This is a genomic window from Nocardioides sp. GCM10030259, assembly GCF_042666375.1.
Lineage (GTDB): Bacteria > Actinomycetota > Actinomycetes > Propionibacteriales > Nocardioidaceae > Nocardioides.
In genome coordinates, this window is sequence record NZ_JBHTDF010000025.1 from 534,385 (window position 1) to 559,697 (window position 25,313).

General features: G+C 73.2%; 27 protein-coding genes. 18 read left to right on the top strand and 9 right to left on the bottom strand.

What is annotated here, in order from left to right; all coding sequences use genetic code 11:
- Positions 1-31: 31 nt before the first annotated feature.
- Positions 32-3,226, top strand: coding sequence for an ATP-dependent helicase (locus tag ACFQQI_RS22025; protein WP_378568602.1), 3,195 nt, complete (start codon positions 32-34; stop codon positions 3,224-3,226).
- A complete protein-coding gene (locus tag ACFQQI_RS22030; protein WP_378568604.1) occupies positions 3,223-6,420 on the top strand; it encodes a UvrD-helicase domain-containing protein in 3,198 nt (1,065 codons plus the stop codon). The genes ACFQQI_RS22025 and ACFQQI_RS22030 overlap by 4 nt, the downstream gene beginning before the upstream one ends.
- On the opposite strand, the gene ACFQQI_RS22035 is transcribed toward ACFQQI_RS22030, so the two are convergent.
- Positions 6,390-7,478 carry an NAD(P)-binding domain-containing protein gene (locus ACFQQI_RS22035; protein ID WP_378568606.1) on the bottom strand — a complete coding sequence of 363 codons (1,089 nt, stop codon included), beginning with the start codon at positions 7,476-7,478 and terminating at the stop codon, positions 6,390-6,392. The two genes, ACFQQI_RS22030 and ACFQQI_RS22035, sit on opposite strands and share 31 nt — an antisense overlap.
- Positions 7,479-7,560: 82 nt before the next feature.
- Between ACFQQI_RS22035 and ACFQQI_RS22040 the strand changes: the two genes are divergently transcribed.
- Complete coding sequence (locus ACFQQI_RS22040; RefSeq protein ID WP_378568608.1) at positions 7,561-8,157, top strand: hypothetical protein; 597 nt, start codon at positions 7,561-7,563, stop codon at positions 8,155-8,157.
- Here ACFQQI_RS22040 and deoD read toward each other — a convergent pair.
- Together deoD and aztD are read right to left on the bottom strand one after the other, a co-directional pair.
- Positions 8,147-8,863, bottom strand: coding sequence for a purine-nucleoside phosphorylase (gene deoD, locus ACFQQI_RS22045; RefSeq protein ID WP_378568610.1), 717 nt, complete (start codon positions 8,861-8,863; stop codon positions 8,147-8,149). The genes ACFQQI_RS22040 and deoD overlap by 11 nt on opposite strands.
- Before the next feature lie 45 nt (positions 8,864-8,908).
- On the bottom strand, positions 8,909-10,147 hold the full coding sequence (gene aztD, locus ACFQQI_RS22050; protein ID WP_378568612.1) for a zinc metallochaperone AztD: 1,239 nt from the start codon (positions 10,145-10,147) through the stop codon (positions 8,909-8,911).
- A gap of 90 nt (positions 10,148-10,237) precedes the next feature.
- Between aztD and nudC the strand changes: the two genes are divergently transcribed.
- Complete coding sequence (gene nudC, locus ACFQQI_RS22055; protein ID WP_378568614.1) at positions 10,238-11,146, top strand: NAD(+) diphosphatase; 909 nt, start codon at positions 10,238-10,240, stop codon at positions 11,144-11,146.
- A 3-nt stretch (positions 11,147-11,149) separates the two neighbouring features.
- On the opposite strand, the gene ACFQQI_RS22060 is transcribed toward nudC, so the two are convergent.
- Entirely contained in the window at positions 11,150-11,404 is a 255-nt protein-coding gene (locus ACFQQI_RS22060) for a mycoredoxin (protein ID WP_378568616.1), read from the bottom strand.
- Between the two features lie 58 nt (positions 11,405-11,462).
- Positions 11,463-12,119 (bottom strand): TetR/AcrR family transcriptional regulator, encoded by a 657-nt coding sequence (locus ACFQQI_RS22065; protein ID WP_378568618.1) that lies wholly within the window; start codon positions 12,117-12,119, stop codon positions 11,463-11,465.
- 59 nt (positions 12,120-12,178) lie between these two features.
- On the opposite strand from ACFQQI_RS22065, the gene ACFQQI_RS22070 reads away from it, so the two are divergent.
- From ACFQQI_RS22070 to ACFQQI_RS22100, 7 genes are all read left to right on the top strand, one after another.
- The gene (locus ACFQQI_RS22070; protein WP_378568620.1) at positions 12,179-13,300 is read left to right on the top strand and encodes an oxygenase MpaB family protein; all 1,122 of its coding nucleotides are present in this window, start codon (positions 12,179-12,181) and stop codon (positions 13,298-13,300) included.
- Positions 13,301-13,330: 30 nt separating this feature from the next.
- Positions 13,331-15,355 (top strand): ATP-dependent DNA helicase UvrD2, encoded by a 2,025-nt coding sequence (locus ACFQQI_RS22075; RefSeq protein ID WP_378568622.1) that lies wholly within the window; start codon positions 13,331-13,333, stop codon positions 15,353-15,355.
- A gap of 211 nt (positions 15,356-15,566) precedes the next feature.
- A complete protein-coding gene (locus ACFQQI_RS22080; RefSeq protein WP_378568624.1) occupies positions 15,567-15,797 on the top strand; it encodes a hypothetical protein in 231 nt (76 codons plus the stop codon).
- A 119-nt stretch (positions 15,798-15,916) separates the two neighbouring features.
- Entirely contained in the window at positions 15,917-16,240 is a 324-nt protein-coding gene (locus tag ACFQQI_RS22085) for a WhiB family transcriptional regulator (RefSeq protein WP_378568626.1), read from the top strand.
- A gap of 66 nt (positions 16,241-16,306) precedes the next feature.
- The gene (locus ACFQQI_RS22090) at positions 16,307-16,471 is read left to right on the top strand and encodes a hypothetical protein (RefSeq protein ID WP_378568628.1); all 165 of its coding nucleotides are present in this window, start codon (positions 16,307-16,309) and stop codon (positions 16,469-16,471) included.
- A 35-nt stretch (positions 16,472-16,506) separates the two neighbouring features.
- On the top strand, positions 16,507-16,713 hold the full coding sequence (locus ACFQQI_RS22095; RefSeq protein WP_378568630.1) for a hypothetical protein: 207 nt from the start codon (positions 16,507-16,509) through the stop codon (positions 16,711-16,713).
- A gap of 104 nt (positions 16,714-16,817) precedes the next feature.
- Entirely contained in the window at positions 16,818-16,982 is a 165-nt protein-coding gene (locus ACFQQI_RS22100; RefSeq protein WP_378568632.1) for a hypothetical protein, read from the top strand.
- A gap of 49 nt (positions 16,983-17,031) precedes the next feature.
- Here the strand turns inward: ACFQQI_RS22100 and ACFQQI_RS22105 are convergent, their stop codons facing one another.
- Both ACFQQI_RS22105 and ACFQQI_RS22110 read right to left on the bottom strand, forming a co-directional pair.
- Positions 17,032-17,778, bottom strand: a complete 747-nt coding sequence (locus tag ACFQQI_RS22105) for a hypothetical protein (protein ID WP_378568634.1) — start codon at positions 17,776-17,778, stop codon at positions 17,032-17,034.
- Positions 17,779-17,907: 129 nt separating this feature from the next.
- Positions 17,908-18,066: a DUF5679 domain-containing protein gene (locus ACFQQI_RS22110; RefSeq protein WP_378568636.1), complete on the bottom strand. Its 159-nt coding sequence runs from the start codon at positions 18,064-18,066 to the stop codon at positions 17,908-17,910.
- A gap of 190 nt (positions 18,067-18,256) precedes the next feature.
- Between ACFQQI_RS22110 and ACFQQI_RS22115 the strand changes: the two genes are divergently transcribed.
- From ACFQQI_RS22115 to ACFQQI_RS22125, 3 genes are all read left to right on the top strand, one after another.
- Positions 18,257-19,051, top strand: a complete 795-nt coding sequence (locus ACFQQI_RS22115) for an enoyl-CoA hydratase/isomerase family protein (protein ID WP_378568638.1) — start codon at positions 18,257-18,259, stop codon at positions 19,049-19,051.
- Positions 19,052-19,379: 328 nt separating this feature from the next.
- The gene (locus tag ACFQQI_RS22120) at positions 19,380-20,420 is read left to right on the top strand and encodes a PHP domain-containing protein (protein WP_378568640.1); all 1,041 of its coding nucleotides are present in this window, start codon (positions 19,380-19,382) and stop codon (positions 20,418-20,420) included.
- Between the two features lie 9 nt (positions 20,421-20,429).
- Positions 20,430-20,969, top strand: a complete 540-nt coding sequence (locus ACFQQI_RS22125) for a M48 family metallopeptidase (RefSeq protein ID WP_378568642.1) — start codon at positions 20,430-20,432, stop codon at positions 20,967-20,969.
- A gap of 41 nt (positions 20,970-21,010) precedes the next feature.
- On the opposite strand, the gene ACFQQI_RS22130 is transcribed toward ACFQQI_RS22125, so the two are convergent.
- Positions 21,011-21,547, bottom strand: coding sequence for an NUDIX hydrolase (locus tag ACFQQI_RS22130; protein ID WP_378568644.1), 537 nt, complete (start codon positions 21,545-21,547; stop codon positions 21,011-21,013).
- Entirely contained in the window at positions 21,544-22,893 is a 1,350-nt protein-coding gene (locus ACFQQI_RS22135) for a zinc-dependent metalloprotease (RefSeq protein WP_378568646.1), read from the bottom strand. The genes ACFQQI_RS22130 and ACFQQI_RS22135 overlap by 4 nt, the downstream gene beginning before the upstream one ends.
- A gap of 32 nt (positions 22,894-22,925) precedes the next feature.
- Between ACFQQI_RS22135 and ACFQQI_RS22140 the strand changes: the two genes are divergently transcribed.
- From ACFQQI_RS22140 to ACFQQI_RS22155, 4 genes are read left to right on the top strand one after another with little or no spacing between them, the layout of a single operon-like run.
- Positions 22,926-23,348: a molybdenum cofactor biosynthesis protein MoaE gene (locus tag ACFQQI_RS22140; RefSeq protein ID WP_378568648.1), complete on the top strand. Its 423-nt coding sequence runs from the start codon at positions 22,926-22,928 to the stop codon at positions 23,346-23,348.
- Between the two features lie 46 nt (positions 23,349-23,394).
- Positions 23,395-23,637: a hypothetical protein gene (locus ACFQQI_RS22145; RefSeq protein ID WP_378568650.1), complete on the top strand. Its 243-nt coding sequence runs from the start codon at positions 23,395-23,397 to the stop codon at positions 23,635-23,637.
- Between the two features lie 43 nt (positions 23,638-23,680).
- Positions 23,681-24,733, top strand: coding sequence for a PDZ domain-containing protein (locus ACFQQI_RS22150; RefSeq protein ID WP_378568652.1), 1,053 nt, complete (start codon positions 23,681-23,683; stop codon positions 24,731-24,733).
- Positions 24,730-25,308: a PPA1309 family protein gene (locus ACFQQI_RS22155; RefSeq protein ID WP_378568654.1), complete on the top strand. Its 579-nt coding sequence runs from the start codon at positions 24,730-24,732 to the stop codon at positions 25,306-25,308. The genes ACFQQI_RS22150 and ACFQQI_RS22155 overlap by 4 nt, the downstream gene beginning before the upstream one ends.
- The last annotated feature ends 5 nt before the right edge of the window (positions 25,309-25,313 follow it).

Below are 25,313 nucleotides of genomic sequence, written 5' to 3' on the forward strand. Positions count from 1 at the left end.
ACATGTCGGCGCGGGATGGTCGAATGGCCACATGACGGCCACCGAGACCACCTACCACCTGGTGCGTCCCGACGTCGTCTCCTCGGTCCCGACGCTCGACGAGCACCAGCAGCGCGTGGTCGACCACCCCGGCGGGCCGCTGCTCGTGCTCGCCGGACCCGGGACCGGCAAGACGACGACGCTCGTCGAGGCGATCGTCGACCGCATCGAGCGACGCGGCGCGCGGCCCGACGAGGTCCTCGCCCTGACCTTCTCCCGCAAGGCCGCCGAGCAGCTCCGCGACCGCGTCACGGCGCGCGTCGGCCGCACGATGGCGACCACGTTGAGCTCGACGTTCCACTCGTTCGCCTACGGGCTGGTGCGCCGCTACGCGCCCGCCGAGCTGTACGCCGCGCCGCTGCGGCTGCTCTCGGCTCCCGAGCAGGACGTCGTGCTCCAGGAGCTGCTGACCGACAACCCGGAGTCGGTGCGCTGGCCCGACGCGCTGCGCGCCGCGGTCGGCACCCGCGGGTTCGCCCGCGAGGTGCACACCGTCCTGTCCCGCGCGCGCGAGCGCGGGCTCGACCCCGACGACCTGATCGCGCTGGGCCGGGCCGAGGGAGTCCCGGAGTTCGAGGCCGCCGGGCTGTTCCTCGCGCAGTACCTCGACGTCCTCGGGGACCAGGCCGCGATCGACTACCCGGACCTCATCGCCCGGGGCGTGATCGAGGCGCAGCGGCATCGCGACGAGCTGCGCGCCCAGTTCACCCACGTGTTCGTGGACGAGTACCAGGACACCGATCCGAGCCAGGTCGCGCTGCTCCGCGCGCTGGCCGGAGACGGCCGCAACCTCACCGTCGTCGGCGATCCGGACCAGTCCATCTACGGCTTCCGCGGTGCCGACGTCCGCGGCATCCTCGACTTCCCCGCGGACTTCCGCACCAGCGACGGCGACCCGGCGCCGGTGGTCGCCCTCGGGACCACCCGCCGCTTCGGCTCCCGGCTGCTGCGCGCCTCGCGCACCGTTGCCGCCTCGATCGGCGTCAGCGGCGCGATCCCGCACGGCGCCTGGGACGCGTTCCGCAACCCCGAGGCGGCCGCCAACGATCTCGGCCGGGGCACCGTCGACGTGCTCACGTTCGACACCGCGCGCGCCGAGACCGAGCACGTCGCCGACCTGCTCCGTCGTGCTCACCTCGAGGACGGCGTGCGCTGGTCCGACATGGCGGTGCTGGTCCGCTCGGGCCGCGGCAGCATCCCCGCCCTGCGCCGGTCCCTCGCCGCCGCCGGCGTGCCTGTCGAGGTGGCCAGCGACGAGACGCCCCTGGTGCGCGAGCCCGCGGTGCTCCCGCTGCTCGGCGCGCTCGCGGTCGTCGTGGACGCCGGCATCCACGACACCGCCGACGACGACTACGTCGGCGCCGATCGTGCCGAGGCGCTGCTGACCTCGCCACTCGGCGGTCTCGACGCGACCGACGTCCGCGCGCTCACGCGGGCGCTGCGGGCCCGCGATCCGGAGGCCGCGCCGCGCGAGCTGGTACGCCGCGCCGTGCTCGACCCGGACGCGCTCGACGGGGTCGACGGCGAGCCCTCCCGCCGCGCTGCCCGGCTCGCCGTACTCCTCGCCCGCGCCCGCCAGGAGGCCGCCGACGGCGGCACGGCCGAGGAGGTGCTCTGGACGCTGTGGGACGGCTCCGGCTGGGGCCGCCGGCTGCGCCACGCCACCCAGTCCGGGGGGTACGCCGCGCGGCTGGCGCACCGCGACCTGGACGCGATCTGCGCGCTGTTCGAGGTGGCCGCGCGCACCGAGGAGCAGCGCGGTCACACCAGCATCGGCGCGTTCCTCGACACCCTTCGCGCGCAGGAGATCCCGGCCGACACGCTCGCTGACCGGGGTGTCCGCGGCGACGCCGTACGCCTTCTCACCGCGCACCGCTCGAAGGGCCTGGAATGGCGGCTCGTCGTGGTCGCCCACGTGCAGGAGGGTGCCTGGCCCGACCTGCGCCGCCGCGACTCGCTGCTCGGCGCAGACCGGATCGGCCGCGATGCGCTGCTGCCACCGCTCACGCGGGGCGCGATGCTCGCCGAGGAGCGCCGGTTGTTCTACGTCGCCGCGACCCGGGCGCGCCAACGGCTGGTCGTCACCGCGGTGCAGTCACCCGACGACGAGGGCGAGCAGCCGTCCCGGTTCCTCACCGAGCTCGGCCGCGAGCCGGAGCACCGGGTCGGGCGGCCGCGCCGGCCGTTGTCGATGGCCGGCCTGGTCGCCGAGCTGCGCCGTACCCTCGCCGACCCGACCCAGCCCGAGCCCCTGCGCCGCGCCGCCGCGCGCCGCCTCCGGCTGCTCGGCGACACCGACCTGCACGGCCGCCCGCTCGCGCCGACCGCCGACCCCGCGACCTGGTGGGGGCTGCGCGCGCCTACCCGGTCGGACCGTCCGGTCCGGCCCGACGACGTGCCGCTCACGATCTCCGCCAGCGCCCTCGACGGGCTGCTCACCTGCCCCGCGCAGTGGTTCCTCCAGCGCGAGGCCGGGGGAGAGGTGGTCAGCTCGGCCAGCCAGGGCTTCGGCAAGGTCGTGCACGCCATCGCGGAGAAGGTCGCGTCCGGCGAGCTCGACACCGGCGACCCGATGCCCGCGCTGATGGCGATGGTCGACGAGGTGTGGGGACGCATGGAGTTCCGCACGCCGTGGTCCTCCGCTCGCGAACGCGAGGCGGTCGAGGCGGCGCTGCTGCGGTTCCTGCTCTGGCACCGCCGGCCCGGCGCCCGCACCGTGGTCGCGACCGAGCCGCGGCTGCAGGCCGAGGTCACGCTGCCCGGCGGGCAGGTGGTCCGGCTGCACGGGTATGCCGACCGGCTCGAGCTCGACGAGGACGGTCACGTCGTGGTCGTGGACCTCAAGACCGGCAAGTACGCGCCCACCGGGCCCGAGGTCGAGCGGCACTCGCAGCTCGGGCTCTACCAGCTCGCCGTCGACAGCGGCGCGGCCGACGAGCTGGTCGGCCGGCCCGCCACCTCCGGTGGCGCCGAGCTCGTGCAGCTCCGGCTCGGCGACGACCTGCCGAAGGTCCAGCACCAGCCACCCGCGACCGGCGACGGCCCGCGGTTGGTCGAGCAGCAGCTCGAGCTGGCCGCCTCCGCCCTGCGGGCCGAGGAGTTCGCGGCCCGGCCCGGCACCCACTGCGAGCGCTGCACGTTCTGGGCGGTCTGCCCGGCCAAGGCGTCCGGGACGGTGCTCTCATGAGGGCGATCGACACCCCCGAGCAGCTGCGCGACGTCCTCGGCGCGGACTTCACCTTCAGCGCGCAGCAGTTCGCCGCGATCACCGCGCCCCTCGAGCCGGCGGTCGTGATCGCGGGCGCCGGCTCCGGCAAGACCACCGTGATGGCGGCCCGCGTCGTCTGGCTGGTGGCCACCGGCCGGGTCCGCCCCGAGCAGGTCCTCGGGCTCACCTTCACGACCAAGGCGACCGCCGAGCTCCAGCAGCGGATCCGCGAGAGCCTGCGCAACGCCGGCCTGCTGCCCGACCGCGCCCGGCCGCTCACCGACGACGAGGAGGAGGTCGAGGAGCCGACCGTCGCGACGTACCACTCCTACGCCTCCAACCTGCTCAGCGAGCACGGCCTGCGGATCGGCCACGAGCCGGACACCCGGCTGATCGCCGACGCCAGCCGCTACCAGCTCGCCGCGCGCGCGGTGCAGCGCTACACGACGCCGATCGAGAAGCTCAGCGACTCCCCGCGGCACGTCGTCCAGTACCTCCTCTCGCTCGACGCCGAGATGAGCGAGCACCTCGTGCTGCCCGAGCAGGTGCGGGCGTACGACGCCGCCGAGCGCCCGCGCTTCGAGGCGGGGATGGCGACCGAGCACCGCAAGACCTACCGCGAGCGCAACGAGAAGGCGATCCTCGCGATCGACCGTCGCGCCGAGCTGCTCGGCCTCGTCGAGGCCTACCGCGGCCTGAAGGCGCACCTCGGGCTGATGGACTTCTCCGACCAGATCGCGCTCGCCGCCCGGCTCGCGCAGGACTGCCCCGAGGTCAGCGAGGCCGAGCGCGAGAAGTACCGCATCGTCCTGCTCGACGAGTACCAGGACACCTCCGTCGCGCAGGCCCTGATGCTCAGCCGGCTGTTCGGCGAGGGACACCCGGTCACCGCGGTCGGCGACCCCAACCAGGCGATCTACGGCTGGCGCGGCGCGTCGGTCTCCAACATCCTCGAGTTCGCACAGGACTTCCCGGCGAACGACGGCCCGGGCACGACGTACCCGCTCACCGTCAACCGGCGCTCGGACGAGCGGATCCTCGCGACCGCGAACCACCTCGCCGCGCAGCTGTACGACGAACGCCCGGACCTGCTGCCGCTCGAGCCGAAGCCGGACGCGAAGCCGGGCGAGGTGCGCGCGATCGTGCACGAGACCGACATCGACGAGCTCGCCTGGCTGGCCGACCGCGTGCTCGAGGCTCACGCCTCCATCGGCGCGTGGAAGGAGATCGGCGTGCTGACCCGCGACAACGCGTCGGCCGCCGCGGTCTTCGACGCGCTGAGCGACCGGGAGATCCCGGTCGAGATCGTCGGTCTCAAGGGCCTGCTCCGGCTGCCCGAGGTGTCCGAGGTGGTCGCCACGCTGACCCTCGTGCAGGACGTCACCGCGAACGCCGCGCTGCTCACCCTGCTCGCCGGCCCGCGCTGGTCGATCGGGCTGCGCGACCTCGCGCTGCTCGGCCGCCGCGCCCGCGAGCTGGCGGGCAGCGCCGGCGGCGGAGCGACGTACGCCGATCTCGAGGCGCAGCTGCGCGCCGCGGTCGAGGGCGCCGACCCGACCGAGATCCCCTCGCTCTGCGACGCCCTCGAGGACCCGGGCGACCTCGACTACTCGGCCGAGGCACTGGACCGGTTCCGGCTGCTGGCCGACGAGCTGCGCCGGCTGCGCACCGCGATCGGTGAGCCGATCCTCGACCTGGTCCGCCGGATCGTCGACACCACCGGCATCGACGTCGAGCTCGCCTCCTCGGTCAGCCCCGCGGCCGCGGCCCGCCGGGAGAACCTCGACCTGTTCGTGCAGGCGGTCGCCGAGTTCCAGGCCGTCGACGGGCAGGTCACCCTCGCCGCGCTGCTGGCCTGGCTGGAGGCCGAGGACGAGTTCGGGCAGGGTCTCGACGTCGCCACGCCGTCGGAGGCCGACTCGGTCAAGCTCCTCACGGTCCACCGTGCCAAGGGCCTCGAGTGGGACGCCGTGTTCCTGGTCGGCGTCACCGAGCAGAAGTTCCCGACCAACCGCGGCCGCTCGAGCTGGCTGACCGTCCCGTTCGTCATGCCGGCTGCGCTGCGCGGCGATGCCCGCGACATCCCGCAGCTCAGCGGCCACACGCCGGACGACATCGCCGACCGCGCCAAGGCCGCGAAGGAGCACGAGGCGCTCGAGGAGCTCCGTCTCGGGTACGTCGCCTGGACCCGCGCCCGGCACCAGCTCTTCGTCTCCGGCTGGCGCTGGACGGCCTCGCGCAAGAACGGCCTCGGCCCCTCGGCGTACCTCGAGCGTACCCGCGAGGCGATGGCCGCCTGGGGCGGCGAGCCCGACGAGTGGCGCGAGAAGGTGGCGAAGGGCGAGCCGAACCCGTTCGCGGAGGCCTCGCCCGACCTGCCCTGGCCGATCTCCCACCACACGCCCGAGGTCGAGCGGCGCCGCGAGGCCGCGGCCTGGGTGCGCGACGCCGACCCCGCGACGCCGGACGCGGTCGAGGACGTCTTGCTGCTCGACCGGATCCAGCAGTGGGACGACGAGATCGAGCGGCTGCTCGACGAGGCGATGCGCGAGCGGTCCCCGGACGTCGCCGTGCCGCTGCCGTCCAGCCTGTCGGCGACCTCTCTCGCCAGGCTTCGCGACGATCCGGAGGAGTTCGCGCGCGACCTGGCCCGGCCGATGCCGCGACCTCCGTCGTCGGCGGCCCGCTTCGGCACCCGCTTCCACGCCTGGGTGGAGGCGCGCTTCGGCCAGCAGCTCCTGCTCGACCCCGACGACCTGCCCGGCCGCGCCGACGCGGAGGTCGAGGACGACGCCGACCTGCGCGAGCTGGTGAAGCGGTTCGAGGACGGCCCCTTCGGTGACCGGGTGCCGGCCGCGATCGAGCCGTCGTTCGCGCTCGTGCTCGGTAGCCAGGGAGGCGGCCAGGGACGAGGCGGCCAGGTGGTCCGCGGTCGCATCGACGCCGTCTACGCCGAGCGCGACGGCTCCTACCTCCTCGTCGACTGGAAGACCAACCGGTCCGCCACCGCCGACCCCCTCCAGCTCGCCGTCTACCGCGTCGCGTGGGCCGAGCTCCACGGCGTACCGCTCGACAGCGTGCGGGCGGCGTTCTACTACGTGCGCACCGGCGAGCTCGTCGAGCCCGACGACCTGCCGGACCGTCAGGCGCTCGAGGCGCTGCTCGCGACCTGATCGGACCGGGTCAGCCACGCGGCGACGCCGCGGGCGGCGGCCCGTCCGGCCCGGTTGGCGCCGATCGTGCTCGCCGACGGGCCGTAGCCGACGAGCTGCACCCGCGGATCCGCGACGGCCGTCGTGCCGGCGTGGTCGAGCTGGATGCCCCCGTGCTCCGAGCGCAGGTGCAGCGGCGCGAGGTGGGCCACGGCCGGCCGGAAGCCGGTCGCCCAGAGGATGACGTCGGCAGCCCAGAGCACTCCGTCGTCCTGTGAGGGGTCGGGCAGGTGTACGCCGGTGGGCTCGATGCGCGTGAACATCGGGCGCCGCTCGTACGCCCCGAGCCGCTCGGCCTCCCGCTCCTGCTCGCGCAGCGCGAGTCCGGTCACCCTGACCACGCTCATCGGAGCCAGGCCGCGGCGCACCCGGTCCTCGACCAGGGCCACCGCCTCGCGTCCGCGCTCCGGCGTGAAGTCGTCGGTGCGCCAGACCGGCTCGCGGCGGGTCACCCACAGCGTGTCAGCGGCGACCGGCGCGATCTCGCCGAGCAGCTGCACCGCCGACGCGCCACCACCCACCACCACGACCCGGCGCCCGCGGAAGTGGTCGGGGCCGGGGTAGGAGACCGTGTGCAGCTGCTCGCCGCGGAACGTGTCGATGCCCGGGTACCACGGCAGGTGCGGCTGCGACCAGGTGCCGGTCGCGTTGACGATGGTGCGCGTCGTCCAGTGCCGGTCGCCGGAGCGCACGACGAGCAGGTCGCCGACGGAGTCCACCCGGTCGACCCGGACGGGGCGCAGCACGGGCAGCCCGTGGTCACGCTCATAGGAGTCGAAGTACGCCGGCACCACGGCGTTCGCGCGCCCCGCCTCGTCGGTGGGCGCGTCGGCGTCCGGCAGCGCGGCGATTCCGTGCACGTCCTGCATGGTCAGCGAGTCCCAGCGGTGCTGCCACGCGCCGCCCGGCGCGACGTTCGCGTCGAGGACGACGTGCGAGATGCCCCGCCGCGTCAGGTGGTACGACGCCGACAGGCCCGCCTGCCCGGCTCCGATCACGACCGCGTCGAGGATCTCCACGCGAGGTGAACACGCACGGCGCGGCGCTTAGTCCTGGCCGGCTGAGGGGTTCGGCGCGGGACGCATCGGGAACGACCCCTGCATGGTGTCGACGGACCCCCAGGCCGTGGCGTGGAGCCTGGAGCTCCGCAGCTCGGGCCGGGTCTGCGTCGACGTACGCCGTGGCCGCAGCCTGCTCTACCTCGTGGTGGCTGTCTGGATGGACCTGATCGCGGTCGGGCTGCTGGTGTTCACCGACGTCGCCGGACGGGTCGTCGGCGGGCTGCTGCTGGCGCTGGGGCTCGCGATGTTCACGATGTCGTTCATGCAGCTGTTCCGGGTGGGGTCGTGGCGGTCACCGCACGTCGCGGTCGATGCCGACGGGATCGACGTCCGCCGCGGCTGGCTCCGGGTGCCCTGGTCCGAGCTCGGCGGGGCGGTCGCCTACACCGCCAACCACAACAGGTGGGTGACGATCGGGCTCAGCGCGGAGTGCTACCACGCGTGGCTGGCGCAGCGGTCGTGGCCGGTGCGGCTGCTCGGGCGCCGGTCGCGGCAGCGGCACGGGGCGGTCAACCTCCCGCCCAACCTCGCCGTCGACAACGTCGAGTTCGCCCGCTGGCTGACGGACGAGGCCGTGGGCCGGCTGCAGGCCGAGCTGGAGCGACTCCGGCACGGCCTCGACGTCCCTAGCCCGTGACTGTCCCGGCACGGAGCGCGATCTCGACCATCGCGCCGAAGGTCCGCTCGCGCTCCTGCGACGTCGTCTCCTCGCCGGTGACGATGTGGTCGCTCACCGTGCAGATGGTCAGCGCCCGGCGGCCGTACTTGGCGGCGAGCGTGTAGAGCGCGCTGGCCTCCATCTCGACGGCGAGCACGCCGTACTCGACCATCCGGGCGGCGTGCTCGGGCCGGGCCGGGTAGAAGGAGTCGCTGCTGTAGATGAGGCCCACATGGACGGCCTCGTCGAGACCCGCGTCGGTCGCGGCGTCGTGGGCGGCGCGGAGCAGCCCGAAGTCGGCGACGGGGGCGTAGTCGAGCCCGTCGAAGCGGATCCGGTTCATCGACGAGTCGGTGCAGGCGCCGGAGGCGATCACGATGTCGCGGACGCCGAGCCGCTCGGTCATCGCGCCGCACGAGCCGACCCGGATGAGCGACTGCACGTCGTACTCGCCGAAGAGCTCGTTGGCGTAGATCGCCGCCGAGGGCTGGCCCATGCCGGAGCCCTGCACCGAGACGCGGTGGCCCTGCCAGGTGCCGGTGTAGCCGTACATCCCGCGGACCTCGGTGTAGCAGCGGGCGTCCTCGATGAACGTCTCCGCGATCCACCTCGCGCGGAGCGGGTCGCCGGGCAGGAGGACGAGGGGTGCGATGTCGCCGGGCTGGGCGCCGATGTGCGTGCTCACTGGCGAGAGCCTAGGGCCAGCGGGCGCCCAACCCGGAAACCGTCATCAGCCCGTCACGCCGACGACCTCGTCGGGCGTCACGGCGAGCGTGTGGCTGTCGGTCACGGTCATCGTGGCGAGATCGACGACGTGCAGCTGCCGGGTCGCGGGCTCGGTCACGTAGGCCGTGTCGCCGACGACCTCGAGGGTCGGCCGCGGCTGCTCCCAGTCGAGCGGCTCGCGCCATCGCGCGACCACGGGCAGCGAGGCGCTGACCTGCGCGCGGCGTACGTCGACGACGTGCAGCGCGCCGTCGGTGCCGAGCACCAGGCCGTCGCCGTCGGGCGTGCGACCGAGCGAGCGGAAGGAGTAGCTGGTCCCGAGGTCGACCAGCCGCAGCGACGCGCTGCGGCTGTCGATCACGCTCACCCGGGTCGGTCGCTCGAGCTCCGCCTCGGGGTCGGTCTTGTAGTCGCCGAGCACGTACGGCGAGTCCTCGTGCCCGGCCTGGTTGCCGATCCGGCCGTAGGCGTCGGGAGCCCGCACCTTGGCGATGTCGGTGCCGTCGACCACGAGCGCACCGTCCTCGCAGCCGAAGACCGCGACGTCCCGCGCGAACGCCTCGCCGTGCACGCCCGGGCACGCGTCACTGGCCGCCAGCACCTCGCCGTCGGAGGAGACCACCTCGACGCCGTTGCGCTGCTCCGACGTGCCGACCGTGCGCACCCAGCCTCCGTCGTGCGTGCGCGCGGCGACCCCGTGGTGGGGGTCCGCGGTGGTGGCCGTCTCGGTCTCCAGCTCCTCCGGATCGTCGAGGTCATGGGTCTCGAACGACGTCATGGTGCCGGTGCCGTCGTCGAAGAGCGTGGTCCAGCCGTGGTGGGCGACCACGTGGCCGGGCTCCTCGGCGGGCAGCGTCCCGTCGAGGAGGGCGGGGTCGTCGGCGTAGGAGTGCTCGTGGTCGCCGTGGTCGACCGTCCACGCGCCCAGGTCGAGCAGCGTGAACCCGCCCGGTCGGCTCACGAGGAAGTGCCGACCGTCGCCCGCCGGATTGACCCGCAGGAAGCCGTCGAGAGCCTCGTCCAGGAGCACCTCGCCGTCGGTGGCGTCCAGCACGCGCACACCGCCGTCGTAGGTGACCGCGAGCCGCGGCTCCGGGTCGTCGACGGAGCGGACCGACGGTGGTTCCGGAGTGCCGACCGGCGGATCGGCCGAGGGTCGGTCGTCGTTCGCGCAGCCGGTCGACAGAGCGGCGAGCGCGAGGGCGAGCAGGACGGGGACACGGCGGAATCGAGTCAGCAACATGAGAATGATTCTCAGTAGAAATGAGAATGATTGTCAACTGTGAGGTCTCGCGGAGTGACCGTGCCGGGACCGGGCCTAGCCTTTGGTGACGTGGAGTACCAGCACCAGCGCCTGACCGCACACCCGCACGACCGGGCCGGCAGCCACCGGGCCGACGACGCCTGGCTCGAGGAGCACTGGGCCGACCCGGACGCCCGGGTCCTGGTCGTCTCGGGCACGCGGATCAAGCCGGCCGACGGCGCCATCGACTGGGTGCCGTCGTCCGAGGCGCCCGACGGGCTGCGGGTGCTGCTCGGCGAGCACGACGGGCACGCCTGGTTCGCGGTGCTCGTCGACGCCGAGGTGTCGAAGGCGGAGCCGGGGCAGTGGGCACCGCTGCGCGGGCTGCTGCCGTTCCTGGCCGACGACGCCCTCGCGAGCGCGCCGCTGATCTTCCACGCGCTCGGCCTCGCCGAGTGGCTGTGGGTCACCCGCTTCTGCCCGCGCTGCGGCGAGCCGCTCCGGCCCCGGGCATCGGGCCACGAGCTGGTCTGCGCCAACGAGCACGTGCAGTTCCCCCGCACCGACCCGGCGGTCATCATGATCGTCACCTCGGGCGAGCCCGGCTCGGAGGAGGAGCGCTGCCTGCTCGGTCGCGGGGCGACGTGGCCCGAGGGCCGCTACTCGACCCTGGCCGGCTTCTGCGAGCCGGGGGAGACGCTCGAGGACGCCGTACGCCGCGAGGTCGCCGAGGAGTCGGGGATCCGCGTGGGCGAGGTCGAGTACTTCGGCAACCAGCCCTGGCCGCTGCCTGCGAGCCTGATGCTCGGGTTCATCGGTCGCGCCGTCACCACCGAGATCGAGGTCGACCACCACGAGCTCAGCGACGCGCGCTGGTTCACGCGCGCCGAGATGAAGGAGCTCGCCGGCAGCGGCGAGATCATGCTGCCGCGCGGCGTCTCGATCAGCCGGTCACTCGTGGAGCACTGGTACGGCGGGGAGCTCCCGGGGAGCTGGTGACCGTCAGGCGGAGGTGAGCTGCTCGAGCTTCGCCTTGACCTGGATGAGCGACGGGTTCGTCTGCGCGGTGCCGTCGGCGTAGACCAGCGTCGGGACGGTCTGGTTGCCGTTGTTGGCGGACTCCACGATGCCGGCGGCGGTCGGGTCCTGCTCGATGTCGACGATGTCGTAGGCGATGCCCTCACGGTCGAGCTGGCTCTTCAGCCGGTGGCAGTAGCCGCACCAGGGAGTGGTGTACATCGTGAACGCGCTGCTCATCTGGGACCGTGCCTCCGACGTAATAGGGGTGTGGATCGTCCACAAATGCCAACCACCGTCAGTGCCGGGATGTTCCCGCGCCGCTGGCCACGGGGACCTCGACCCCGAGCAGGTCGGCGAAGCACCTGACGAGCCGCTCGGACGGGTAGCGGACGGGGTCGTCGAGGAGGAGCCGGGCGAACTCCTCGGCCGACGTCATCAGCAGGTGGCCGACGATCTCGGCGTCGACCGGCCGGTCCGGGGTCGCGAGGCGGGCGCGCACCCGGTCGGCGATGTAGTCGCGGATGGTGACGCGGGTGGCCTCGATCTCCTCCCGCACGAACGCCGGCGCGTCGCGGGTCAGGCCGAGGACCGGTCGCCAGACGTCGGGCTCGCGCTGCACCAGGTCCAGCAGTCCGCCGAGGGCCGTCACGGCCCAGGTGCGCGGATCGGTGTCGTCGTCGTCCGTCGGCAGCAGGGCGAGCGCGGAGTGCAGTGCCCGCTGCTGTGTGCGGTGCAGGAGCGCGTGGAGGAGCGAGTCCAGTCCGTCGTACGCGCTGTAGACGACGGGGCGGCTGACCCCGGCCTCCCGGGCGACCGCCTCGATCGAGACCTTCTCGTAGCCGTCGCGGGCGATGACGTGCAGCGCCGCGTCCAGCAGGTGCTCGCGGCGCTCCTCGGTCGACAGCCGGGGGGCGTAGCGCCGCTTCGGGTGTCCTGCATCGCGGTCGGCCATGGCACCACAATATGACGGTGGTGTAGATTGCTGAATCTACAGAGGTGTAGCAATTGAGGATGAGGTGTTTCCAGATGCTCGGGATCAAGTCACGCACGACCTTGGCCGCACGCTTCGAGCCGCAGGCCGACTACGGCTTCTTCGGGCCGGGCTCGGTGACCTGGAAGGTCTGGAGCCACCCGACCTCCTACATCCTCGGGTTCACCCGGGCGGTCACGATCGAGCACTTCGACCCCAACCTCGCCGCTGCCGTGGTGCAGGCGGGCGCGGTGAAGTACCGCACCAGCACCAGGTACGGCCGCACCCTGCGCTACTTCGCGATGGTGGCCTTCGGCGGCTCGGAGGAGACCGCCCGCGCGGCCGACGTGCTGGTCAAGGTGCACTCCAAGGCGATCGGACACGACCCCGTCACGGGCGGCGAGTACGACGCCAACCGGCCGGACTCGCAGCTGTGGATCCACATGACGGCCTGGCACTCGATCCTGAAGTGCTACGAGGTCTTCGGGCCCGGCAAGCTGTCGCCGGCGGAGGAGAGCCGGTTCTGGCAGGAGTGCGCCCGCGCCGCGGAGCTCACGACGGCCGACGTCAGCGCGGTCCCGAGGTCCCGCGACGAGGTGCGCGCCTACTTCGACGAGTGGCGCCCGCGTCTCGCCGGCTCCGAGGCGGCGCAGGACATGATCAACTACATCCTCCCGCTGCAGGCGGCGCTGCCGGCGGACATGTCGGACCGGGCGAAGAAGGCCTCGCTGCCGCTCACCTGGCTGCTGCGCAAGGCCGTGATCTCGACCTACCCCCGACACCTGCGGGCGATGGCCGGCATCCGCCAGGGCCGGCTCACCGACCTGGCCGTGCGGTACCCGGTCAAGGCGCTCCACGGGCTGCTCGCCGCCAGCATGCGGGTCCGGCTCGTCGTGATGCAGTTCCTCGCGCCGCAGGCGATCCCGGTCGCGGCGCCGGCGATGCTCGGCATCGCGCCGCTCCACCCGGTGACCACGACCCCGCGGGAGACGCAGGCCCGGCTCGGCCTCGACCTGCCCTCTGCTGCCCACCCCGACATGCGGGCGAAGCAGCGCGACCGGGTCTTCAACCTGGGCGAGAAGCCCAGCGACGAGGGTCTCGTGGAGTCGCAGCGCTACATCGGCTCGATGGACGTCCACAACCCGGCGTACGTCGGTCAGTGACTGTCCCAGGCGGCGTCTAGGGTGTGAGGCGTGCCCGACCTGCTGACCGCGCTCGACCCCGAGCAGCGCCAGGTCGCCGAGGCGCTGCGCGGGCCGGTGCGGGTGCTGGCCGGCGCCGGGACCGGCAAGACGCGGGCGATCACCCACCGCATCGCCCACGGCGTCGCGACCGGCGTCTACGCGCCGACCGAGGTGCTGGCGGTCACGTTCACCACCCGCGCCGCGGGGGAGATGCGGGGGCGGCTGCGCGCGCTGGGGGCCGGTGGCGTCCAGGCCCGCACGTTCCACTCGGCCGCGCTGCGCCAGCTGCGCTACTTCTGGCCGCGCGTGCAGGGCACCGAGCTGCCCACGCTCACCGAGTCCAAGATCGGCCTGCTCGCCTCGGCCGCCCGGCGCCAGCGGCTGAGCGCCGACCAGGCGCTGCTGCGCGACCTCGCCTCCGAGATCGAGTGGGCGAAGGTCAGCAACGTCCACCCCGACGACTACGCCCGCCTCGCCCGCACGCGCGGTCGCGCCGTGTCCGGCCAGGACCACGAGACGGTCGCGCGGATCTTCGCGTCGTACGAAGAGGTCAAGCGCGCGCAGGGCCGCATGGACATGGAGGACGTGCTGCTGCTGACGGCCGGCCTCCTCGACGGCGACGAGCGGGTGGCCGCGCAGGTGCGCCGGCAGTACAAGTGGTTCGTCGTCGACGAGTTCCAGGACGTGTCGCCACTGCAGTGGGCGCTGCTGCGGCTGTGGCTCGGGGGGCGCGACGAGCTCTGCGTCGTCGGCGACCCGGCCCAGACCATCTACTCGTTCGCCGGCGCCGACGCGCGCTACCTGCGCGACTTCCGCACCGAGTTCCCCGACGCGGTGTCGATCGATCTGGTCCGCAACTACCGCTCCACCCCGGAGGTCGTCGACGCCGCCAACACCCTGCTCGCCGCGTCGTCGAGCCGCGGCGTCGAGCTGCGCGCCCAGCGGCCGTCCGGCCCGGCCGTCTCCTACACCCCGCGCCCCGACGAGGTCGCCGAGGCCGAGGCCGTGGCCGCCCAGGTCGCCCGGCTGCGCGACGCCGGCCGCTCGCTCGGCGAGGTCGCGGTGCTCTTCCGCATCAACGCGCAGTCCGAGGCCTTCGAGGAGGCGCTCGCCGCCCGCGCCCTCCCGTACGTCGTGCGCGGCGCCGCTCGCTTCTTCGACCGCCCCGAGGTCCGCGAGGCGGTCACCCGGCTGCGCGGAGCAGCCCGCTCGGGCGAGGCCGGGGGCGACGGCGTCGTCGAGGCCGTGGCCGCGATCCTCGCCGGCATGGGCTGGAGCCCCGAGGCCCCGACCACCCGCGGCCAGACCCGCGACCGGTGGGAGTCGTGGCAGGCGCTGGTCGACCAGGCCACCGAGTTCGCGAAGGCCGAGGGTGCCGACCTCAACGCGTTCGTCGACGAGCTCGACCGCCGCGCGGCCGAGCAGCACGCCCCGGTCGCCGACGGGGTCACGCTCGCGACCTTCCACGCCGCCAAGGGCCTCGAGTGGGACTCGGTCTTCCTGTGCGGCCTCCAGGACGGCACCCTGCCGATCACCTACGCCGAGAGCCCGGCCGCCGTCGAGGAGGAGCGCCGGCTGCTCTACGTCGGCATGACCCGCGCCCGGGTCGACCTCGCGCTGTCCTGGTCGCTGGCCCGCAACCCCGGCGGTCGCGCCTCCCGCAAGCCGTCGCGCTTCCTCGACCCGCTGCTGCCCGAGTCGGCCCGCGCCGAGGCGGCGCAGCCCCGCAGCCGCAAGGTGGCCCGCTGCCGCGAGTGCGGCCGGCCACTCTCGACCGGGGCGGAGAAGAAGACCGGCCGGTGCGCCGACTGCCCGGCGTCGTACGACGAGGAGCTCTTCGAGCGGCTGCGCGCGTGGCGCAAGGAGCGCGCGGGCGAGGAGGGCAAGCCGGCGTTCGTCGTGTTCACCGACGCCACGCTGCAGCTGATCGCCGAGCACAAGCCGCGCACGGCCGACGCGCTGCTGCGCATCAACGGGATCGGCCGGTCGAAGGTCGAGAAGTACGGCGACGAGGTCCTCGAGCTGGTCGGTTGAGCGCGCTGTTGAAACGACAACTGGTCCAGACCAGCGGCGCCTTTCGAGAGCGTTCGGACGGCGCAAGAGGCGAATGGCAGGAACTTTTCGGGAAATGGGCACTAAATCGTTTGCCCATTACACCCGGCACCCGATAGTTTCCTCTCACCAACCGCCGCGCACCACGGTCCTGGCACGACCGGCGCACGATTCACCGAAGGAGGTGGCCCTTGTGAACAGCAATCAGATCTGGATGACGGCTCAGACCCCGTCTCGCTTCTGCGCGCCCATTTCCGGCCACGCCTTCGGCGGCTTCACGCCGGCGATCGATGCCCGCACCACGGCTGCTGTCGTGCGCGAGCGCGCGGTGATCGCGGCCACCAAGGGCGGCGTCAAGGGAGACATGGGCCTTGCCCAGTCCTACTTCCCGGGGACCAGTGCCTGGAGACCACCGACCTGTTGACACCCAACAGACATCGGCAGCCTCCAGGCCGCGGAACCCGAACCCGGGATCCGCGGCCTTTCTGTTTTTTCGAACCGAACGCAACACCCACAGCGATCAGGTACCGAAGGAGGTGAAACATGACCATCAGTGAACTCGTCCGCACCGATGGGACTGCCGAGGTCAGCCTGGGGCTGCTCCACGACGAGGCCGAGCGCGTCGACGACGAGCTGCTTCCCTGCCGGGTGAACAACCCCGAGCTCTGGTTCGCGGAGTCGCCCAGCGACGTCGAGGCCGCCAAGGCCCTGTGCCTGGACTGCCCGGTCCGGACGCTGTGCCTCGACGGGGCGCTCGAGCGGCGTGAGCCCTGGGGCGTCTGGGGCGGCCAGCTCTTCCTCCAGGGCGTCGTGATCCCGCGCAAGCGGCCTCGCGGCCGGCCCCGCAAGAACGAGGTCGCCGCGTAAGCAGCTCCATCCATCCATCCATCCGTCATCGCTCCACTTCCGACAACGACGTCAGAGGACACCGAGATGAACTTCAGCAACCAGGACCTGGCCCGGGCGCACGTAGCCGCTCGGCTGGGTGAGGCACAGCAGTGCCGACAGGGCCGGCGTCTGGCCCGCGTGCTCAGCTCCGGTCGCAAGGCTGACCGGCTCGCTCAGCAGGCCCGCCTCGCCATCGCCCGGTCGCTCTGAGCGCCACCGCAGCACAGAAAGTCGAAACGACTCCGATGAACACTCACCAGCAGACCAACCCGAACGGACTCACGATCATGAATCTTCTCCACGAAAACCTGGCCCGCGCTCAAATGTCCGAGCGCCTGGGAGAGGCGCAGCAGCTCCAGCTGGGATACCGGCTGGCCCGTGCCCGTCGACTCAGCCGCAAGGCCGAGCGGGCGGCACAGCAGGCGCGTCTGGCCCTCGCCCGCACGCTGTAGGACATGTCCGCACCACACCTGATCGCGGGTGACTGAGACCGGGAGCCGGTCCTGACGTAGGTCGTCGGGGCCGGCTCTCGGCGTGCCCGGCGTAGGTTGGACCCATGTCCACGACGTGCGACTTCTGCGGTCGCGTCGAGACCGACGACGCGAAGACGCTGACCTGGACCACGGCCGTCGAGAACGGTCGCCGGCGCACCTACTGCGACGAGTGCTCCCGCACGCACCTGCGGGCGATGGAGAGCAAGCTCGACAGCGAGTGGTGGTGAGCAGGACGCGCCAGCGGAACGAAGCCGCGACCGGCGTGTCGAGACCCAGTCAGCCTGCGAGAGCGTCCCACGCGCACCCGCAGTAGGGGTGCCGCTGCCACGTGCGCGGACGCGGGGAGAGCTCGAGGCCGAGGTCGACGGTGGCCGACCAGGTCGTGGGGCGGCTGCCGGCGACGTACGCCTGCACGTCGCGGACCGCCCAGGCGACGGCCAGGGCCGCCAGCGCGGCGTCGCCGGGCGTGGCGGGCACGCCGCCGAGCTGCTCCACGACGACGGCCCGGCGCGGGTCGCCCTCGCCGAGGTGGGCGTCGACGCAGCGCTGGCAGGCGGTCGCCCCGGGCACCACGAACGGCCCGACCCGGTGGCCGGTCGCCCCGGCGCCGACCACGAGGTGGGCGCGGCCCTCGCGCAGGTGGTCGTCGAGGAGGTCGCGCGGCGGCTCGCCCGCGGCCAGCACGAGGACGACGTCGGACTCGTCGGGGTCGTCGACGAGCCTGGTCCCCGGGGCGGTGAGCAGCCGGGCCGCCTCGGCGCAGGGCGCGGCGGCTCCGGCGAGCGCCACCCGGCCGCCCGCGGGCGGGTCGGGCCGGAGCATGCCGGCGGTGGTCAGGTCGCGCAGCAGGCGATGGCCGCTGGTCGACGCCGGCCGCGGCCACCGGTCGGCGGCGAGGTCGGCGAGCACGCGGTGCACGTCGGGGTCGTCGGGTGCGATCACCCGCCACGGCGGGTCGACGCCGATCTGGAGGTGCCGGTCGTCGCGGCGTACGACGTGGAGACCGTCGCGCAGGAGGCTCATGCCGGGACGTCTACCCGCGATTCAGGGCTCCGGGCGGTCGTCCACAGGCGAAAATGCGACGGCGGCGCCGCCCCGGGGTGGACCCGGGGTGACGCCGCCGTGGAACTCGTGGGGCTGTGCGCGTGCGCGTCAGGCCTTGCCGAGGATCCGGTTGAGGTTCGTGCCGCAGACGGGGCAGACGGCCTTGGCCATCTTGGTGCCCTTGTCGTTGACCTTGACCTCGCCGCTCGCCTCGCGCTTCTCCTTGCACTTCACGCAGTAGAACTCGCCGCTCCAGGTCTCCGCCATGACGGCCTCCTTGCCTAGTTCATCTCTTCGGTCGTCGCGACGGGGCGAGGGGGAAGACCCGTCGGAGCCCTGCGGGGTGCCGCTGGGCCGTGTCCGACCCTACGACACGCGGGGCTGAGCGTGCTGCAGGCACACCGTGGAGGCGATTTCGGTCACGGCGCGCCGCCAGCGGCGTGAGTACGTTGTCCGCATGCCCGGACTGAGCCACCTGCGCCTCGAGCGCCCCCGCGACGGCGTCGCGCTGCTGACCCTCGACAACCCCGACCAGCGCAACGCGATGTCGGACGAGATGACCTCGTCCTGGGTCGCCGCCGTCGACGAGATCGCGGCCGACCGGTCGGTGCGCGCGGTCGTGGTGACCGGGGAGGGCACGGCCTTCTGCTCGGGGGGCAACACGTCGTGGATCGCCAGCGAGCCGGACGCCTCGGTCGACCACCTGCGCACCCGGATGATCGCCTTCTACCGGGCCTGGCTGTCGATCCGGCGCCTGGAGGTCCCCACGATCGCCGCCGTCAATGGCGCCGCCATCGGGGCAGGCCTGTGCCTGGCGCTGGCCTGCGACATCCGGTACGCCGCGGAGGGCGCCCGCCTCGGCGCGCCGTTCGTGAAGCTGGGCATGCACCCCGGCATGGCGGCGACGTACCTCCTCCCGAACGTGGTGGGCGAGGCGCACGCGCGGGACCTGCTGCTGACCGGGCGGGTCGTGGACGCCGCCGAGGCGCAGCGGCTCGCGCTGGTCTCGCGGGTGATCGAGCCGGCGGCGTTCCTCGACGAGGTGCTCGACACCGCCGAGGGGATCGCCGCGACCGCGCCGATCGCGAGCAGGCTGACGAAGCTCGCGCTGCGCGACGGGGGCCACGCCGACGTCGAGGCATGCCTGCAGTGGGAGGCGATGGCCCAGCCGATCACGCTCGCGACGGCGGACCTCCAGGAGGGCATCCGCGCGGCCCAGGAGAAGCGCGCGCCGGTCTTCACCGGCCGGTAGGGCGAGATGTAGAAGAGGCCCCCGCCCCGCCAGCCCGACACTCGCCTTCCCCTTGCGAGTGTCGTTCGGCGGCCCGGGGGCCTCGTCTGGGAAGACGCTAGGAGGCGAGCCGCGCGAGGGTCAACGCGCGCGACCCCTACCCTGTGGAAAACCCTGTGGACAATGCTGTGGACGAGGCGGATCCGCGGTGGAGGACGGGGGTCGGACGCGGGATTCGACTGTGGACGGCGCGCGGCGTACCGCTCGCTCCGCCGCGCTGACCAGCCACAATGGCTGTCCACCGGTTGTGGACGAAAGAAACCCTGGACCGAGATCGGGAGGTGTCGGCGTGTCGTACGACGGTGGTCCGGTCGCCGCGCTGCGACGGATCGCGTTCCTGCTCGAGCGTGGGCGCGAGGACACCTACAAGGTCAAGGCGTTCCGCGGCGCCGCGGCGGCGATCCTGCCGCTGCCGCCCGAGGAGGTGGTGGCCGCCGTCGAGCAGGGCACGCTCACCAAGCTCCCCGGCGTCGGGGCGAGCTCGGCGAAGGTGATCGAGCAGGTCGTGCGCGGCGAGATGCCCGAGCGGCTCGCCGCCCTCGAGGAGCAGCACGGCGGCGCGCTGACCGGCGGCGGCCTCGACCTGCGCGCCGCGCTGCGCGGCGACCTGCACTCCCACTCCGACTGGTCCGACGGCGGTTCGCCGATCGAGGAGATGGCGTTCACCGCCATCGAGCTCGGGCACGACTACCTGGTGCTGACCGACCACTCGCCGCGGCTGACCGTGGCGCGGGGGTTGAGCCCGGAGCGGCTGTCCCGCCAGCTCGACGTCGTCGATGCGGTCAACACGCACCTGTCGTCGATGGGAGACGGTGGCTTCACACTGCTCAAGGGCATCGAGGTCGACATCCTCGACGACGGCGCGCTCGACCAGGAGGAGCGCCTGCTCGCCCGGCTCGACCTCCGGGTCGCGAGCGTCCACTCGAAGCTGCGGATGGACGCGGCGGACATGACGAAGCGGATGGTCGCCGCCGTGCAGAACCCGTTCACGAACGTGCTCGGCCACTGCACCGGCCGCATGGTCATGGGCAACCGCGGCACGCGGCCGCCGTCCCAGTTCGACGCGAAGGCGGTGTTCGAGGCCTGCGCGGCGAGCAACACGGCGGTCGAGATCAACAGCCGGCCCGAGCGACGCGACCCGCCGACGAAGCTGCTCGAGCTCGCCCGCGACATCGGCTGCCTCTTCTCGATCGACAGCGATGCGCACGCGCCGGGGCAGCTCGACTTCCAGGTCTACGGGTGCGAGCGGGCCGAGGAGGCCGGCATCGACGCCGACCGGATCGTCAACACCTGGCCGAAGGAACGCCTCCTGGCCTGGGCGAACGGCTAGGTTCACGTCATGGACCGGCCCGAGGTGGAGGTACGCCGCTCGAAGCGGCGGCGCCGCACCGTGTCGGCGTACCGCGACGGCGACCGCGTCGTGGTGCTCATCCCCGCCTCGCTGTCGCGCAAGGAGGAGGCGGAGTGGGTCGAGACCATGCTCGCGCGGCTCGAGAAGTCCGAGCGCCGGCGCAAGCCCAGCGACGAGGACCTGATGAGGCGGGCGAAGTCGCTCAGCGACCGCTACCTCGGCGGCCTGGCGCTGCCGGAGTCGGTGCGGTGGGTCGACAACCAGGCGTCCCGCTGGGGCTCGTGCACCCCGGGCGACCGCACGATCCGGCTGTCGGCCCGGCTGCAGGGGATGCCGTCGTGGGTCATCGACTACGTGCTCATCCACGAGCTCGCGCACCTCTTCGAGTCCAGCCACAACGACCGCTTCTGGTCGTGGGTGGACCGCTACCCGCAGTCGGAGCGGGCGAAGGGATACCTGATCGGCTGGTCGACGGCCGCCCGCCTGGACCTGCCGCCCGGCGAGGAGCCGGACGCGGAGGTCGATTAGCGGAGACGCGGCAGCGGATCCGCGCGCGCCCGGCGGTCGCCCTACGGCCGGGCGAGGGCCAGGGCCGCGAACGTGCCCAGCTCCGGGTCGGGCAGGTCGTCCAGCGGCCACCAGCGCACGTCCAGCGACTCCGTGCTGACGGCCGGGAGCACGCCGTCGCGCGCCGTCGCCCGGAACATCACGTCGAGGTGCCACGTGGGCACGTCGCCGCAGAACGGCACGTGGTGGGCGTCGAGCAGCACGGGCTCGGGGTCGAGGTCCAGGTCCGCGGCGGGCAGCCCGGACTCCTCGACCGCCTCACGGAGCGCGGCCCCGGCCAGCGTGGCGTCCCCGGCCTCGGTGTGGCCGCCGAGCTGGAACCAGCGGCCCGACTTGGCGTGGTGGGTCAGCAGCAGGCGGGTCCGCGCCTCGTCGAGCACCAGCACGCTGGCGGTGACGTGCTCGGGCGAGCAGGACCGCTGCATGCCGTCCCGCCGGGCCTCGAGGTGAGCGACGTACCGCTGCCGCAGTGCCTCCTGCGCGTCGCTGGGCGCGGCCCAGCCGCGCAGCACCCGCAGCGCGTCGGCGTGGAGGCTCACTCCTCGGAGGCGGGACCGGACTGGTCGTCGCCGAGCAGCTTCTTGAGCTCGGCGTCGAAGTCCTCGTCGCTCAGCTGCGGCGGCGCCGTGGCGTCCTCGCGGAAGCCCAGCGGGTCGTCGAGGTCGGCCGCGGTGGGGAGCAGGTCGGGGTGCATCCAGACGCCGTCTCGGGCCTCGGTGCCCTGGCGGGTGCGCAGCGAGCCCCACAGCGTCGAGGCGTCGCGCAGCCGGCGCGGCCGCAGCTCGAGGCCGACGAGCGTCGCGAACGTCTGCTCCGCGGGTCCGCCCGCGGCGCGGCGCCGACGGAAGATCTCCTGGAGCCTGCCCGCGGTCGGCATCCGCTCGGCGGTCGCCTGGCCGACGACCTCGTCCACCCAGCCCTCGACGAGCGCGAGGGTGACCTCGAGCCGCTGCAGGGCGGCGTCCTGGGCGGGGGAGCGGGGCAGGTCGAACATCCCGCCCTCGAGCAGTTGCTGCATCGACTCGAGGTTGGTCGGGTCGATCCCGCGCATCTGCTCCTCGATGCGGGACTGGATGGCCTCGGCGTTGATCTCGATGCCTCGGGCGTAGTCGGCCACCGCGCCGATGAGGTGGTCGCGCAGCCACGGCACGTGTGCGAACAGGCGCTGGTGGGCGGCCTCGCGCAGCGCGACGTACAGGAGGACGTCCTCGGCGGCGACGTCGAGATCGGCGGCGAAGGTGTCGAGGTTGGCGCTGACGACCGCGGCCTTGCCCGGCGCGGCGAGCGGCAGTCCGATGTCGGAGACGCTGAGCACCTCCGAGGCGAGCGCGCCGAGCCCGGAGCCGATCTGGCCGGCGAGCATGCCGCCGACGGCCTTGCCGAGGATGCCGAGGAGCGGACCGGACATGTCGCGGGTCTCGGCGGGCATCACGTTGCCGAGCGCCTGCACCGACGACTCGGCGATCGGCTCGACGAGCACCTTCCACACGTCGGTCGTGCCGACGACCCACTCGGCGCGGCTCCACGCGGCCGGCGTCGTCACGCCGGAGGGGAACGCCGTGGCCTCGTCGAGCCAGTGGTCGGCGAGCTGGAAGGCGTCGGCGACGGCGTCGCGCTGACGCTGGGTCGGGCTCGGGTCGGGTGACTGGGCCACGGTCTTGCGTGCCAGGTCGATCGCGAAGTCCCAGTTCACCGGGCCCTCGTGGGGCTGCATCAGGAACTGGATCTGGCTGAAGAGCTGGTTGAGGTCGGGCATCCCGCCGGGCATGCCGGCACCGCCCGGCATCCCGCCGGCGAAGAACTGCTCGAAGGGCGTGCCCTTGAAGGGGTTCTGGCCACCGTCGTCCGGCCGGTCCTCGGGGGTGTCGCCCGGCTTGTCGTTCATGCCCCCAACCGTACGCGGCTACTGTCTGCTCCGTGACCGCCGTACGCCTCGCCGAGCTGCGCGAGACCCCCCTCGACGTCGCCGAGGTCGTCGCCGCGCTCGACGACGACGCCTCCGGCGGGCTGACCCTCTTCGTCGGCCGGGTCCGGGACCACGACCACGGCAAGGGAGTCCTCGGCCTCGACTACAGCGCCCACCCCACCGCCGTCGACCGGCTCCGCGACGTCTGCGAGCGCGTCGCGACTGAGTACGACGTGCACGGCGTCGCCGCGGTGCACCGGGTCGGCAGCCTCGACATCGGCGACATCGCGGTCGTCGTCGCGACGACCGCCAGCCACCGTGGCGACGCCTTCGCGGCCTCCCGCGCGCTGATCGACACCCTCAAGGCCGAGGTGCCGATCTGGAAGCACCAGCGCTTCGGCGACGGCACCGAGGAGTGGGTCGGCACGCCCTAGGCGAGCCTCCCCGGCGGCCGCTGCGCGCCGGCCTACCCTCGGACGCGTGGAGATCCTGCTCTGGCTCGTGCCGTCGGCGGTGGCGACCGTCGTCGCCATGCTGTGGGTCGGCTGGGTCGGCCGCGAGGGCCGCGGCGAGGTCGACCGCGACGTCGCTGTGCGCCGGATCGCGGCAGCGCTCGAGCCCGACCGGAAGCGTCGCCGTCCGGCGCCGGGGTACGCCGCGCCGCAGCCGGAGCGCGACCGGAGCACCGGCGTCGCCGTACGGCCCTCGCGTCGAGCGTCCTGACCGCGCCGCGCGCGCGTTGGCGCTGTCTGACACTCTTGGCGCCATGACACAGCGCACCCTCGCCGGCCTGATGGCCGTGCCGTTGGTGATCGCGCTGTGGGTCGCGGCCGCCTTCGAGTCGCTGCCCTACGTCACCTACGAGCCCGGCCTCACCGTCGACGTCCTCGGCGACAACGGGGACGGCGACCCGATCATCCAGGTCAGCGGCCACGAGACCTGGGCCGACGACGGCGAGCTGCGGATGACCACCGTCTTCGTGTCCCAGCGCGACGCCCACAACAGCATCTTCGAGCTGATGCAGGACTGGATCAGCGCCTCCAGCGCGGTCTACCCGTTCGACGCGATCTACCCGGAGGGTGGCACCGTCGAGCAGGACCGGGAGGAGGGGCAGCAGGAGATGACCTCCTCCAAGGACGCCGCGACCGCCGCCGCGCTGACCGAGCTCGGGTACGACGTCACCGAGGCCGTGGTCGCCGGCGTCGACGAGGGCAGCCCGGCCGAGGGCCGGCTGCAGCAGGGCGACGTGATCCTCCGGGTCGACGGCGAGCAGGTCGCCGACTCCGACGACGTCGTCGACGCGGTCGGCCGCGTCGAGGCGGGGCAGCCCGTGGCGTTCGTCGTACGCCGTGACGGGGAGCGCCGCACGGTCCGGGTGACGCCGCGGGAGACCGACGGTCGGCCGCAGGTCGGCATCCAGGTCGGCACCCAGACCACGGACTTCCCGGTCGACGTGAAGATCGCGATCGACCCGGCCATCGGCGGCCCGAGCGCCGGGCTGATGTTCAGCCTCGGCATCTACGACCTCCTCACCGAGGGCTCGATGACCGACGGCCGGACCATCGCGGGCACGGGCACGGTCGACGCGGCGGGCAGCGTCGGCCCGATCGGCGGCATCCAGCAGAAGATCGCCGGCGCCGAGCAGGCCGGCGCGGAGCTGTTCCTGGTGCCGCCCGACAACTGCGACGAGGCCGTCCACTCCGCCCACGGCGACATGCGCCTGGTGGAGGCCGAGTCGACGCACAGCGCGCTGCAGTCGATCGAGAAGTGGGTCGAGGACTCCGACGCCGACCTTCCCTCCTGTGGAGACGCCGCATGACCGACGACTACGACTCCGCGCTGCCCGGCTTCGAGAACGTCGACCCGGCGCTCGCCGCCGCCGTGCTGGAGATCGAGAGCCACATCGCGGCCGAGGGCTGGGACCAGCCCGCGCGCCTCTACGCCCTGGTCGACACCGGCTCGCTGGTCGCCCACGAGCCGGCGCTCGCCTCGGCGATGGGCCTGGACGCCGCGTCGGCCGAGGGGTCGCTCACCCCGATCGAGCAGGAGCAGCTGGCCGCGGACCAGCCGTTCGAGGAGACCCTGCGGTCGATCTCGTGGCCGCCCAGCGTGACGGGCTGCGCCGCCGTCGTGGAGCGGCTGGTGCTGCCCCCGGACGCCGACGAGCAGATCCCCGACGACCGGACGCTCGCGGAGCAGTTCGCGCGGGAGCACCCCGACCGCCAGGAGGTCCGGATCGTGGCCGGCGTGACGCGGGCCGGTGCGACGTACTGCGCCATGCGCCTGCGCGCCCACGACGACGACCAGTCCGTGGTGGGCGGCGCCGACCTGGTGCCGGGGCTTCTCGAACTGCTGGGTGTCACGCTTGAGGACGAGCCGGAGAATGAGGCGTGAGGAAA